At 68.7% G+C, this 13,543-nt stretch carries 11 protein-coding genes and 1 tRNA gene; 9 read left to right on the plus strand and 3 right to left on the minus strand.

The features are described 5' to 3' along the window. The first annotated feature begins 11 nt into the window (after window positions 1-11). Window positions 12-764, plus strand: coding sequence for a YoaK family protein (locus tag P9849_RS09565; RefSeq protein ID WP_278266598.1), 753 nt, complete (start codon window positions 12-14; stop codon window positions 762-764). Between the two features lie 61 nt (window positions 765-825). After that, window positions 826-2,058 carry an MFS transporter gene (locus P9849_RS09570; protein WP_278266599.1) on the plus strand — a complete coding sequence of 411 codons (1,233 nt, stop codon included), beginning with the start codon at window positions 826-828 and terminating at the stop codon, window positions 2,056-2,058. A 64-nt stretch (window positions 2,059-2,122) separates the two neighbouring features. On the opposite strand, the gene mptB (P9849_RS09575) is transcribed toward P9849_RS09570, so the two are convergent. After that, on the minus strand, window positions 2,123-3,631 hold the full coding sequence (gene mptB / locus P9849_RS09575; protein WP_278266600.1) for a polyprenol phosphomannose-dependent alpha 1,6 mannosyltransferase MptB: 1,509 nt from the start codon (window positions 3,629-3,631) through the stop codon (window positions 2,123-2,125). Window positions 3,632-3,902: 271 nt separating this feature from the next. Here mptB (P9849_RS09575) and P9849_RS09580 point away from each other — a divergent pair, with 271 nt between their 5' ends. Together P9849_RS09580 and P9849_RS09585 are read left to right on the plus strand one after the other, a co-directional pair. After that, on the plus strand, window positions 3,903-5,207 hold the full coding sequence (locus tag P9849_RS09580; RefSeq protein ID WP_278269144.1) for a glycosyltransferase 87 family protein: 1,305 nt from the start codon (window positions 3,903-3,905) through the stop codon (window positions 5,205-5,207). A gap of 9 nt (window positions 5,208-5,216) precedes the next feature. Next, window positions 5,217-6,500, plus strand: coding sequence for a glycosyltransferase 87 family protein (locus P9849_RS09585; protein WP_278266601.1), 1,284 nt, complete (start codon window positions 5,217-5,219; stop codon window positions 6,498-6,500). Between the two features lie 137 nt (window positions 6,501-6,637). Here P9849_RS09585 and mptB (P9849_RS09590) read toward each other — a convergent pair whose 3' ends face one another. After that, window positions 6,638-8,182: a polyprenol phosphomannose-dependent alpha 1,6 mannosyltransferase MptB gene (gene mptB, locus P9849_RS09590; protein WP_278266602.1), complete on the minus strand. Its 1,545-nt coding sequence runs from the start codon at window positions 8,180-8,182 to the stop codon at window positions 6,638-6,640. A 197-nt stretch (window positions 8,183-8,379) separates the two neighbouring features. Between mptB (P9849_RS09590) and orn the strand changes: the two genes are divergently transcribed. The 4 genes from orn to P9849_RS09610 all read left to right on the plus strand — a co-directional run bounded on the left by orn (window position 8,380) and on the right by P9849_RS09610 (window position 10,901). Then, entirely contained in the window at window positions 8,380-9,027 is a 648-nt protein-coding gene (gene orn, locus P9849_RS09595; protein ID WP_278266603.1) for an oligoribonuclease, read from the plus strand. A 132-nt stretch (window positions 9,028-9,159) separates the two neighbouring features. After that, window positions 9,160-9,235, plus strand: a tRNA-His gene (locus P9849_RS09600). Between the two features lie 209 nt (window positions 9,236-9,444). Next, entirely contained in the window at window positions 9,445-9,921 is a 477-nt protein-coding gene (locus P9849_RS09605) for a GNAT family N-acetyltransferase (RefSeq protein WP_278266604.1), read from the plus strand. A 128-nt stretch (window positions 9,922-10,049) separates the two neighbouring features. Beyond that, window positions 10,050-10,901 (plus strand): PhzF family phenazine biosynthesis protein, encoded by an 852-nt coding sequence (locus tag P9849_RS09610; protein ID WP_278266605.1) that lies wholly within the window; start codon window positions 10,050-10,052, stop codon window positions 10,899-10,901. A 44-nt stretch (window positions 10,902-10,945) separates the two neighbouring features. Here P9849_RS09610 and P9849_RS09615 read toward each other — a convergent pair whose 3' ends face one another. Continuing rightward, window positions 10,946-12,736 carry a BCCT family transporter gene (locus P9849_RS09615; protein WP_278266606.1) on the minus strand — a complete coding sequence of 597 codons (1,791 nt, stop codon included), beginning with the start codon at window positions 12,734-12,736 and terminating at the stop codon, window positions 10,946-10,948. Window positions 12,737-12,955: 219 nt separating this feature from the next. Here P9849_RS09615 and def point away from each other — a divergent pair, with 219 nt between their 5' ends. After that, window positions 12,956-13,540 carry a peptide deformylase gene (def, locus tag P9849_RS09620; RefSeq protein ID WP_107002993.1) on the plus strand — a complete coding sequence of 195 codons (585 nt, stop codon included), beginning with the start codon at window positions 12,956-12,958 and terminating at the stop codon, window positions 13,538-13,540. Window positions 13,541-13,543: the final 3 nt, after the last annotated feature.

A 13,543-nucleotide genomic window follows, 5' to 3' on the forward strand; every position in this document is an offset into this window, starting at 1 on the left:
CAGGAGCACCCATGAGCACACCCTGGCGCGACGCGTGGCACACCCTCAGGCCGCGGCCGGATGACCCCCATGGGCCGCTCGCCCCGATGCTCGTGCTCCTGACCGTGGTGACGGGCCTCGTCGACGCGTTCAGCTACCTCGAGCTGGGCCGGGTCTTCGTGGCGAACATGACCGGCAACGTCGTGTTCCTGTCGTTCGCGCTGGGCGGGGCGCCGGGCTTCCTCTGGTGGGCGTCGCTCCTGGCGGTGCTGACGTTCCTGCTCGGGGCGTTCCTCGGCGGCAGGATCGGCGCGACGGCGGGCGGCCACCGTGGCCGGCATCTGTTCGCAGCAGCGGCAACCCAGACCGCCCTCCTCCTCGCGGCCTTGATCCTCACGCTCGTCGCCCCCGCGCCGGCGCCCCGGGACTCGTACGACGGCGTCCTGCTGACGGCCCTGATCGTCGTTCTCGGCATCGCCATGGGCCTCCAGAACGCGACGGCGCGCGGTCTCGGCGTCCCGGATCTCACCACGACGGTTCTGACCATGACCCTCACGGGCATGGGCGCGGACAGCAGGATCGCGGGCGGCCGGGACGGCCGGATCGGCAGGAGGCTCCTCTCGGTGCTCGCCATGTTCCTGGGAGGCCTGGCAGGAGTGCTCCTCATCGAATCCGGGCAGGGCCGCTGGGTCCTGGTCTGCGCCACGTTCCTGCTGGGAGGGGTCACACTGTGGACGGCACGGTCCCGTCGCGCCACCACCGGGTGGGTGACCAAGCCCGCCTGAACGCCCTCGGGACGGGCCGGGCTGAACTCCTCGTGACGGACGGCCCGGCTAAGATCGACTGGTGCTGAACACCCCCGAACCGCGGAAGACCCGGCTGCCCTTCGAAGTCTGGGCCCTCGTGGCCGGAGGGTTCACCGTGGCCCTCGGCTACGGCGTGGTGGCGCCGGTCATCCCGCAGTTCGCGCTGGAGTTCGGGGTCTCGAACTTCGCCGCCTCCGCGATCGTCAGTGCCTTCGCCCTCATGCGGGTGGTCTCCGCCCCCGTGGCGGGCCGGGTGATCGACCGTTTCGGCGAACGCCGCACCTACATCACGGGCATCCTGATCGTCGCGCTGTCCACGGGCGCGTCCGCCCTGGCCGTCGACTACGCCCAGTTCCTCGTGCTCCGAGGGGCCGGTGGCATCGGCTCCGCCCTGTTCACCATCGCGGCGACGGCCCTGCTCATCAAGGTGAGCCCGCCAAACGCACGCGCCCGGGTCGCGAGCCTGAACGCCGCCGGATTCCTGCTGGGCGGTCTGCTGGGACCCGTGTTCGGCGGTATCGTCACGGCCTTCGGGCTGCGCGCGCCGTTCGTCTTCTACTTCTTCACCCTGCTGGCGGCGGCCACCGTGGTCGCGATCGCCCTCCGCGGTTCGAGCCACGCGGCGCGGAGCGTGCCCCGGCCCGGGACCGAGGCGCCGGTGGCGTTCCGCGCCGCACTGGTGATCCCCCAGTACCGTGCCCTGCTCCTGTCGGTGTTCGCCTTCGGCTGGACGTCCTTCGGGGTGCGCGTGTCGGTGATCCCGATCTTCGTCGTCGTCGGGCTGCACGGCGACCCGGCGACCGCGGCCTGGGTCCTGGCCGCTTATGCGGCAGGCAATGCGGCGCTCATCTTCCCGGCCGGGCGCTGGGGCGACACCATGGGCCGCAAGCCGTTGCTCGTCTCCGGGCTCCTGCTCATGACCGCGGTCTATCTGCTGGTGCCGGCGGTGCCGATCCTCTGGGCCACCCTGGCCCTCATGGTGATCGCGGGCATGGGGTCCGCCCTGGTCAATCCGGCGCAGCAGGCCGTGCTCGCGGATGTCCTGGCGCAGCGCCGCGGCGGCAACGTGGTGGCGGCCTATTCGATGGCGAGCGACCTGGGCGGTGTGCTCGGTCCGCTCATCGCGGGCGCGTTGCTCGACGCCGCGGGCTTCGGCTGGGCGTTCTCGGTCACCGCCGCGCTGCTCGCCGCCGCCACGCTCACCTGGGCGCTGGTCCCGGACTCACGCAAGCTCCAGTCCGCGGATCCCGTGGACACCGCTCCCGGTCGCTGAATCCGGGCACCGGCCCCGATCACTCAACCCAGCCGGACCCTCGCTCCGGGCGTCGTCCCGGACGTCAGCCTGCTTTGCGCTTCCGCAGACGCGGCGCGTTGAACAGGTGATGGGTCTTCCGGTCGGAGTAGATCAGGTGCAGCACCAGCACCACGCCGACCACTATCGCGACTCCCCGGGCCACCGGCATGCCGAACGGGATCCAGCCGAACACGCTCAGCTGATCGGTCAGGGCGATCAGCACGAAGAACACCGTCAGGTAGTACACCAGGCGAAGCTGCCAGCCCTCCGCGATCCCGGTCATGCCGAAGAAGACCAGCAACCATACCATGTACCAGGGCTGGATCACCGGGGCGAGCACCACCACGGCGGCGAACGCCCACGCGTTGTTCCTCAGGATCTCCAGCGTGAAGTCCTGGTCCTTCCGAGGCCAGCGGAAGACGAGCCAGAGCACCACCATGACGGACAGCACCTTGCCGATGGTGAGGATGACGTCGGTGACGGGGTCGCCGGAACCTCCGAGCAGCTGGACCACGAAACCGACGGCATGACCGACGAGTCCCACCGGGGCGAACCAGATCCAGACCGCACCTGGCGTCTGGAGGGCGCCCAGCCAGCCGAAGCCCAGCCCGTTCAAGTACCCGACCACCGCCAGCAGGCCCAGGGACATGCCCGCCGTCGCGCCCCAGCAGAGCAGACGGCGCGGCCAGCGCGCGTCACGACCGGCCCACAGGAGACCCGCGAAGGGCAGGGCCAGGATGGTGATGGGTTTGATGGCGATCGACGCGGTGATCAGGATGACCCCGCGCACGGCACGGCGGGTCGCGGCGTAGTACAGGCCGGCCACGACGAGCCCCATCATGAGGGAGTCGTTGTGACCGCTCGCGACGAAGTTGATCAGGAGCACCGGGTTCAGCACCACGAGCCAGAGCGTGCGCTCCGGGTTGAGGCCGACCAGCGAGGCGATGCGCGGCAGGTAGATGTACAGCAGGACCACGCCGAGCACCCCGGCGAGCCGGAACAGGAACAGCGCCGGTTCGGGGATCCCGCCGGTGACGAGCACGGTCCCGAACTCGATCCACAGCCACAGCGGACCGTACGGCGTCGGGGCTTCGGTCCAGAGGGTGTCGGGACCGAGGTTGAAGTAGTTGCTCAGCGAGGAGATCCCGTTGGTGTACGGATCGAGGCCCTCCAGCATGAGACGGCCCTGCCCGATGTACGCGTACATGTCCCGGCTGAAGAGCGGCACGGCGAACACCATCGGGGTCACCCAGTACCAGAGCGCCTTCTTCAGCAGCGGCCGCGTCTCCGGCGTCCATTCGCCCACCTTCTGGCCGAGACGCAGCCAGGCGCGCAGGAGCAGCACCGCGCCGGCGCAGAGCAGGATGGTGCACACGACGACGGCGGGCAGCGTGGTGCGCGCGACGATGAAGGGCCAGGTGCGGATCAGGACGCTGCTGGTGCCGGCCAGCCAGCCGACACCGACGGAACCCAGGGTCATCAGAACGGAACCGAGCAGTCCCTGGCGCAACGCCACCTCGACCCCGCCCCCAGCGGGCTTCGGCGCACTCATCTGCAGTCCTGGTTCCTTCCGACACTCTGAATCTGTGGCACGTGATGGAAGGCACGTGCCCGTCCCGGTGACCGCGTGGCACCCGGGCGGAAGCGGGACCCGGAGGTCACCGCACCCCCACCGAGGCTATCCGAGTGTTCTCAGGATCGGCTGGGAAGAGGGTACTGGGATAAAATGTACCGTCTGGGCCTCTGTCTCCGTACCACCACGCCCAGGCCGAGGCCGCGCGTGTTGGCCGTGGACCCATTCGCTGGCAGACAAGGACAAGCCCATTTTCTCCGACGCCTTCTTCTCGAAACTGACGGACCTCAGGACAAGGCTCATCCCCCGCCGAGCCCAGGACTGGCTGACGACCCCTCGCGGCCTCTGGACCGGTTTCGGAGTGCTTCACGCGGTCTTCCTGATCTTCGCCCTGGTGCTCGCCACGCGCAATGAGGCCTTCAGCGACACCTTCATCTACCGCGACTGGGTGGCGGCCGGGTTCAACGACCAGCTGATCTCCGGCCCGAGCCCCTGGGTGTACCCGATCCTGGCCCTGCCGCCGATGGCGATCGCCTACGCTTTCGGGCCCGCGCTGTTCTTCTTCCTCTGGGTGCTCATGATCACGGTGCTCAACGGGGTCGCCCTGGGGATGCTCACCGACTGGGGCCGGAACCGGAAGTCCATGACGGCGGCCTGGTGGTGGCTCAGCTTCGTGTTCCTCATGGGCTGGCTCGGCTTCGCCCGGGTGGACGGCTTCACCGCGCCGATCGTCCTGATCGCCCTCATCCACGGCGTCCGCCGGCCGTTCGTCGCCTCCGTGATCCTCGCCGTCGGCACCTGGATGAAGGTGTGGCCCGCCGCGGTCATGCTGGCGCTCTTCGCCGTGGTGAAGAGCCGCGTCCGCGTGATCCTCGGCGGCGTGGTGGTCACCGCGGGTGTCGCCGCCGTCGCCGCCGCGCTCGGCGTGCTCCCCCGCCTCCTCAACTTCCTGACCCAGCAGGGTGACCGCGGTATGCAGCTCGAAGCCACGTTCACCACGCCGTGGCTCTGGCTCTCCGTGCTCGGCGTCGGGGACTCCCACATGTACATGAACACGGACATCAACTCGATGCAGGTGGACGGCCCCGGCACCACCGTGATGTCGGCCCTCATGCAGCCGCTCCTGGTCCTCGCCGCACTCGTGGTGACCGGCCTGGTGTTCTGGGCCCTGCATCAGGGCAAGCAGCGCGGCGGCATCGACCGGACCGAACTGCTGCTCGCAGGCGCGCTGGCTCTGACCACGGCGTTCATCGTGTTCAACAAGGTGGGCTCCCCGCAGTTCATGGTGTGGCTGGCTCCTGCGGTGGCGCTCGGCCTGATCCATGACTTCAAGGCCTGGCGCACGCCGGCCGTCATGCTGATCCTGATCGCGATCACCACCTTCCTCATCTACCCGCTCTTCTACGACGCGCTGAGCCACAACAATCCGCTCATGGCTCTGGTCCTCACGGTCCGGAACCTGCTGCTCGTCGGCCTGCTGGTGATCTCCGTCCACCGCCTGTACGTCCTGGGCCGCGACGCCAGGACGGCCGCCCCGGCCGTCACCGCGGCCTAGGAGCTGACCATGCTGGATCGTCTGACCTCCCTGCGGGACCGTGTCCTGCCCGCCCCCGTCGTGGCGTGGTTCGGCACCCGTGCCAGCGTCTGGTGGGGCTTCGCCGTGGTGCACGGCTACTTCCTGGCGTGGATGGCGTCCTTCTTCCTCCGAGGGGACACCTTCAGCGACACCGAGCAGTACCGCCAATGGGCCACCGGTGTCGTTCCGGACCGCCCCGGCATGGCGCCCATCACCCCCTGGGTGTATCCGGCGCTGGCCCAGATCCCGATCCACCTGGCGAACGTCTTCGGCCCGTCGCTGTACCTCCTCGGCTGGTTCCTGCTCATCACCGCACTGAACGCGTGGGCCCTCGTGGTCCTGCTGTCCGGTCCGCGCCGGACGACCGGCATCGCGCCGGCCTGGTGGTGGATGTTCTTCCTGGTGTTCATGGGCTACCTGAGCTTCGCCCGCGTGGAGGGGGTCGTGGCGCCGATCGTGCTGGTGGGCCTGCTCGCCGCGGTGCGCCGACCGGTGCTCGCGGCCGCCCTCCTGAGCGTGGCCACCTGGATCAAGGTCTGGCCGGCCGCGGTGATCGCGCCGATCGTCATCGCCAGCCGGGACCGGATCAAGGTCCTGGCCACCGGCGTGGTGGTCACGGTGCTGGTCGCCGTGGGCCTCTGGAGCACGGGCAACCTCTCCCACATCGCCGACTTCATGCTCCAGCAGGGCGAACGCGGCATGCAGCTGGAGGCCACGTTCTCCACCCCCTGGGTGTGGCTGAGCGTCTTCGGGATCGCCGGCTCCCGCATCGCGGACAACGTCGCGATCAACTCGTCCGAAGTCTACGGCCCGGGCGCCTCCGTGGCCGCCTGGCTCATGCAGCCCCTGTTCCTGCTGGTGATCGTCGGCGGCGCCGCGATCCTCGTCTGGGCCCTGCGCCGTGGCGCCGAGCGCGAGGAACTGTTCCTCGAAGGCGCGCTCCTGATGACCACCGCGTTCATCGTGTTCAACAAGGTGGGTTCCCCTCAGTTCATGATCTGGCTGGCACCCGTGGTCATCGCCGGCCTCACGCACGACTGGGACCGCTGGAAGGTCCCCGGAGCGCTCCTCATGGTGATCGCCATGACCACCTTCGTCATCTACCCGCTGTTCTACACGCCGCTGATCCACGCGCACCCGGTCATGGCCGCCGTGCTGACCCTGCGGAACGTGCTGCTGGTGGTCCTGCTGGTGTGGTCGATCCGGAGGACGCTGGACCTCGGGCGCAGCGCCACCCGCCGCGTGGAGGACGCGCCGGCCCCGGCTCTCTGAACCAGGGCTGCGGCCACCACCCTCCGACAGGACGACGACGGCGCGCCACCGGCGCGCCGTCGTCGTCCTGTTCCGTCTCCCGGCGCCACATCCCGGGCCGGGAGGGGCGCCGCCCGCTCAGGCGCGCGCTGTGCAGCTCAGATGACGCCCCAGTTCCCGTCGTTCCGGCGACCGCCGAACAGGGCCTTGCGGGTGTGCACGTCGAGGAACGCGAGGTACACGGTCATCCCGAGCGCCACGAAGAAGGCGATCGAGGAGACCGGCACGCCCAGCTGCACGAAGGAGTAGACCGACAGCTGGTCCTGTGCGCCGAACACCACGAAGAAGGTCACCACGATGTAGAGGGACTTGACCTGCCAGTCGTTGCGGATGCCGGTGGCCGCGAGCAGCGGCACGAACCAGAGGATGTACCAGGGCTGGATGATGGGCGAGAGCAGGACGATCGACGCCATGGCCAGGCCCGCGCGCCGCACCAGGTGCTCGTGCTTGCCGCGCAGGATCAGCAGCGCCGCGATGACCATCGAACCCACCTTCAACAGGGTCCGGAAGCCCGTGGCGATGTCCCCGCCGGGCAGACCGAGCGCGTTGAAGATCATCTCCAGCTGCTGCCCCAGGAAGCCCGAGGGCGCATAGCCGGTGTATCCCGGGGTGGGGTCCGTGAGGGCGAACAGCCACCCCATGCCGAGGTGGTACGGGATCCCGCTGACCACGAGGATCGCCAGTGACCCCAGGCCGCTGATGGCCCAGAACATCACTTTGCGGAGCCACCCGGCGCCCTTGCCGGCCCACATGAGCGCCAGGAACGGCAGGAAGATCACGGTGATGATCTTCACCCCGATGGAGGCCGTGATGAGCAGCAGAGCGGTCTTGTGCTTGCCCACCGAGGCGAAGTAGAAGGCCGCCACGGCGAGACCGATCATGAGCACGTCATTGTGGGCGCTGGCCACGAAACTGATGATGAAGAGCGGGTTCGCCACGGCCAGCCACAGCGCCCTGCCCGGGTTGATGCCGTGCTGAGCCGCCAGCTTGGGGACGTAGACGACACACAGCACGACGCCGATGAGCGCGACCACCCGGAAGAGCAGCACGGAATAATCCGGCTGGGCTCCCGTGATGCCCACGACCGCGCGGGCCAGCCAGAGGAAGTACGGCCCGTACGGGGTCCGGTTCTCCGCCCAGGCTTTGTCTGCGCCCAGCTGGAACCAATTGCTGAGCGAGGAGATGCCTTGCGTGTACGGGTCGAGGCCCTCGGCCACGAGCCGGCCCTGACCCGTGTAGGCGTAGATGTCACGGGAGAAGATCGGAACGGCGAAGAACAGGGGCAGCGCCCACAGGGAGATCGCCCAGACCACCGCTTTGAGTGAGCCGGTCCCCCAGCCTCCCAGCCGTTGGCCCAGCCGGATCCACGACCGGATGAGGATCATGGCGCCGAGACTGAGCGCCAGGGTGGACGCCGCGATGCCCTGGCCGTCGGTGCGGAGGAAGATGACCAGCGGATGCCGGAGCATGGGTGACGCGGGAGCGATCCAGCCCATGCCGATCGACCCGGCGAACATGAGGAAGGAGCCGACGGTCCCTTCGATGATGGCCGGCCAGGGATTGCCGGCCCAGGGCTCGCGCCAGGACAGACGGCGTTTGCGGTCCGGCTTCTTCACGGTGGTGCTGTCCTGCGTCTCCGCCATACCCGTCACCACCGCCACCCGTCCGTTCCTACCACTTCCATTCCAGCGTGCCGGCAGGGGTGATCGTCGGCCGGCCGGCCGCGCCCCTGCTTTTGCAGACGCCATTTTATCAGCGCGGCCGACGCGCGAGCGGAAGGCTGCGACCCCGCGCCGTCGGTCTGCCGGTCTCCCGCACTACTGACCGGTAGTCTGTCCTCGTGGCTAAAACACAAGAGCGAATTGTCTGGATCGACTGCGAGATGACCGGGCTGGACCTGGAACACGACGCCCTGATCGAGGTGGCGGCCCTGGTCACCGACTCGGAGCTGAACATCCTGGGTGACGGCGTGGACGTCGTGATCAAGCCGTCCGACGAGGCACTGGCCCAGATGAACGACTTCGTCCGTCAGATGCACACGGACTCGAAGCTGCTGGATGAACTCCCCCACGGGATGACCATGGCGGAGGCGCAGGAGAAGGTCCTGGCGTACATCAAGGAATGGGTTCCCGGGGTGGGCGTCGCCCCTCTGGGCGGCAATTCCATCGGCACGGACAAGATGTTCCTGCTCCGCGACATGCCGGAGCTGGTGAACCACCTGCACTACCGGGTGATCGACGTGAGCACCATCAAGGAGCTCTCCCGCCGCTGGTTCACCCGGGCCTACTTCCAGGCGCCGGCCAAGCACGGCGGACACCGCGCCCTGGGCGACATCCGCGACTCCATCGACGAGCTGCGCTACTACCGCCAGGCGGTCTTCGTCCCGGCCCCGGGGCCGGACACGGCCACCGCGCGGGAGATCTCCGCTCAGATCTCCGCCGCCCCCGAGAGCGCCGCCACCGCGGCCCGGCTCGAGCAGCAGCTGTAATCTGCGCCACTCGCTGAAACTTTTTTCGCGAAAAGTGCCAAAAGTGGCACGAAGTGGGCTCCGGAGCAGGTAAGCTAGTTGACGTTGCTTTTCGGGGGAACACCGGGAAACCGGTCCGTCGAAAGCCGCATGGTGGGCGTAGCTCAGTTGGCAGAGCGCCTGGTTGTGGTCCAGGAGGTCGCGGGTTCAACCCCCGTCGCTCACCCCATGTGTGGCGAGGTTCAATTCTGAACCTCGCCACTTCTGTTTTCCCCGCATGTGGACCCTTTCGGCGTCCTCTTACTCCTGTCAGTCCCGCTCTTTAGACTGGCGGTGCGATTCCAGACGACGGAACGGCGCGGCCACGTGGCCGGACCGAGACATCGGACCAGGGCGCCGAAGAGGGGCGCCGGACAAGGACGCCGGAAAGGGGACACCATGGAGCTTCGTCTCCGCGAGCTGAGGGATGCGGACCTGGACGCGGTCTTCGCGTGGGAAAGTGATCCGGCCGGCGTCGGGCTGGCGGCCTTCACCCGGAGCGATCCGAGCGATCGCGCCGCCTTCGACGAGCACTACCGCAGGATCCGGGCGGAACCGTCCAATCTGATCCGCGTGATGGAGGCTGCGGGCGAACCGGTGGGGACGATCTCCAGCTTCTGGCTCGACGGCGACCGCGAGATCTCGTACTGGGTCGCACGGGAACACTGGGGCCACGGCATCGCGTCCCAGGCACTCGGCCTCTTTCTCGAGGTCGAGACCAACCGTCCGCTGCGAGGCCGGGTCGCCGAGACGAATCCCGCCTCCCGTGCCGTGCTCCGGAAGAACGGCTTCGAGGAGGTCGGGCAGGACACCGGTTATGCGGCCGGCGTCGGCCGCGAGGTCACGGAGTACCTGTACCGCCTCGATGCGCGCTGAGATTTCCGGGAGCTAAGGGTCCCGCCGCCGGTTCCGTCATCGAGACGCCGCGCCGGGCTTGCCGGGGACGAGGCGCCTGACCAGGCAGAATGATCGGTGAACCCGGCCATCAGCAGCGAGGATCCCCCATGCGCCACCGCCCCTTCCGCCAAGTCGACGTGTTCTCCGGAGCCTCCTACCGGGGCAACCCGCTCGCGGTCGTCCTGGACGGCGACGGGCTCGACGCCGGACAGATGCAGGAATTCGCCCGCTGGACGAACCTCTCCGAGACCACGTTCCTGCTCCCGCCGGACTCCCCCGGGGCCGACTACCGGGTCAGGATCTTCACCCCGCTCACGGAGCTGGCGTTCGCGGGCCACCCCACGCTGGGCAGCTGCCACGCGTGGCTCGCCGCCGGCGGCACACCCCGGAACCCGGACCACGTGGTCCAGGAATCCGCCCAAGGCCTGGTCCGGGTCCGACGGGACGCCGGCCTGCTGCACTTCGCCGCCCCGAATCCTCTCCTGGAGCCCGTCCCGGACGATTTGCAGGCGGAGGTCACGCGGGCTCTGGACCTGCCGGAGGGCGCCCTGCTCGGCGCCTGCTGGATCGACAACGGCGCGCGCTGGATGGGCCTGCTCCTGCGCGACGTCGAGACGCTGCGTGCGGCGCGCCCGCAATCGGCGGTGCTGCGGGCGCTCGGGGTCAAGGCTGGGATGTGCGCGCTGCACCCGAGGCACGACGGCGAGGAACCCGTTCTCGAGGTCCGCGGCATCACCCTGACACAGCAGGGCACCGCGGAAGACCCCGCGACCGGCAGCCTGAATGCCGGGCTGGCGGGCTGGCTGTCCCGTGAAGGCGTCCTGGACACGCCCTACGTCGCCCATCAGGGCACCGGCATCGGCCGGGCCGGCCGCCTGTTCCTGACCCGTGACGCCGAGGACCGGCTGTGGGTGGGCGGTGCGGTGCGCGACGGCGTCGCGGGGACCGTGCTGCTGTAGTGGCGCCGACGGCCGGGCGGGTCCGCCCGGCCGCCGAACGGAGCCTACTCCTTGCGCTTGCGCCGTCCCAGGAGCTTCTCCCGATGCTCGGCAGGAAGCGTCTGGGCGGCTTTCGCCACCCCCATGACGATCGCCTGCTGACGGCGGCTGCTCAGCCCGTCCCACCAGACGTCCGCGCTGCGCGGCCCGGACTCGATGGCGTCGTCGTCGGACTCCAAACCGAATTTCTCGGAGAGGTCCGCCACGAGCGCCTCCCGGCGCAGGCGGTCCGCCCGCCGGACGTTCCGCTGCAACGCCTTGAACGTCGCCACGCACATGAGAATCATCACGACGCTGAAGGGCAGCGCGATGGAGACGGCGAGCGTCTGAATAGCGGCGAGGCCACCCGCGAGGAGCAGCGCAGCGGCCAGTGCCGCCGTCGCCAGCGTGAAGAACACCCGGATCCAGTTCCGCGGTTCGGTGTCGCCGCCCGTGGCCAGCATGGCCATCACCAGGGAGCCGGAGTCCGAGGAGGTGATGAAGAAGATGGCGGAGAGAATGATCGCGCCCACCACGAGCAGTCCACCGGCGGGCAGCTGCTCCAGCACCTGGAACAGGGCGGCATTGGCGTCCACGCTGCCGTCGGCGGCGATCACCGAGGTGTAGCCCGCGGTCTTGTTCATCTCGTGGAAGATCGCCGTGCCGCCCAGGACGCCGAACCAGACGAAGGTGATGAGGGCCGGGACGAGCACCACGCCGAGAATGAACTCACGGACGGTGCGGCCGCGGGAGATCCGCGCGATGAACACGCCCACGAACGGCGCCCAGCTCATCCACCAGCCCCAGTAGAAGGTGGACCAGGAGGCCTGCCAGGCCTCTCCCGCGGAGCCTGTGAACGCGGAGGTGTCCGTGGACATGCCGAGCCAGTTCTGCAGGTAATGGCCCACGGACTGCACGATCTCCTTGGCCAGGAACTGCGTCGGGCCGACGATCAGGATGAAGAGCAGGAGCCCGCCAGCGAGGATCAGGTTGATGTTGGAGAGCCACTTCATGCCGCGGGAGACGCCCGACAGCACCGACCACAGCACGAAGCACGTGACCACCACGATGATCACGTATTCGATCCAGTGGTTGTCCTCGGCGATCACACCCAGCGACTTCAGACCCGCGCTGATCTGGGTCACGCCCAGCCCCAGCGAGGTGGCCACGCCGAACACGGTGCCCACGAGCGCCACAACGTCAATGGTGTTGCCCCAGCCCCCGCGCATCGCCTTCTCACCGAAGAGCGGTTCGAGGGCCCAGCGCACGGCCAGCGGACGGCCACGGCGGTGGATGGCGTGCGCCAGCGCGAGGCCGACGACGACGTAGATCGCCCACGGCTGGAAACCCCAGTGCAGGAAGGTGGTCGCGATGGCCTCCTGCGCCTGAGCACTCGGCTGCAGGTGCTGCTCCGCGAGGGACGGCTTGGGGGTGGCGAAATGGGTCAGCGGCTCGGTCACCCCGTAGAAGACGAGGCCGATGCCCATGCCTGCCGCGAAGAGCAGGGCGAACCAGCTCACCAGGGAGAATTCGGGGTCATGGTCGGGCCGGCCGAGCTTGACGTCGCCCTTCCGGGAGAACCCCAGGTAGATGCAGAAGAGCACGAAGCCGAAGGCCAGGAGCACATACCACCAGCTGAAGTTCGCGATGATCGCGCCCTGGACGGCCGCGATGCCGACGCTCATGCCGTCGGGACTGATGATGGTCGCTGTCACGAACGCGAGGACGATGACCGCGGTGGGCCAGAAGACCCAGCGGGCGATCCCGGTCCGGGAGACTGTTGAAGGGACGGGCGGGCTCTGGCTCTCCGTACTCATGCTTCGACCGTATCCAAGCGCTGAATCGACGGGCAAGCCGGCGGTCCCACTCCGACGGCCCGGCGGGACCAGGCGGTTTGTCCGCGATTGCCGCTTCCGGTAATGTTTCCGGACGTGCCCCACGGCACGGTTCCAGGGCTCCGGCCCGCTTGGCCGTATCGGATTCCGATGCGGCCTTATTCGTTCATCCGCACATCGGCAAGAGGGGAAGTGGCGGCCATGGCAGTCCGTCCTGTGACTATCTGGGGCGAACCGGTGCTCCACCGCCGGGCCGACGAGGTCACCGTGTTCGATGACGAGCTGCGCGCTCTCATCGCGGACATGTTCGAGACCAATGACGCGGCCAACGGCGTGGGCCTGGCGGCGCCGCAGATCGGCGTCGGCTTGCGGATCTTCGTCTACAAGTACGCCAACGAGGATGGAGTCCCGCCCCAGGGCGTCCTCGTGAACCCCCGCCTCACGCTCTCCAAGGTCTCCGGCGCAGCGCCGGATCCGGAGGACCACGTGGAGGGCTGCCTCTCCTTCCCGGGCGAGCACTACCCGCTCCAGCGCGCCGACTGGGTCCGCGTGGAGGGCTTCGACGGTTTCGGCGAACCCGTCTCCTTCGAGGCCACCGGCTGGTTCGCCCGCGTCATGCAGCACGAGTACGACCACCTGGACGGGCTGCTCTACGTGGACCGCCTGATCGACCGGTACGCCCGCCGCGCCAAGCGCCAGGTGAAGCGCAACGGCTGGGGCGTCCCCGGTCTGACCTGGATGCCCGGCGTCGATCCCGATCCCTTCGGCCACGACGCGGAGGACTGAGCC

It is taken from the genome of Arthrobacter sp. Y-9, assembly GCF_029690065.1.
In the GTDB taxonomy this organism is placed as follows: domain Bacteria; phylum Actinomycetota; class Actinomycetes; order Actinomycetales; family Micrococcaceae; genus Arthrobacter_E.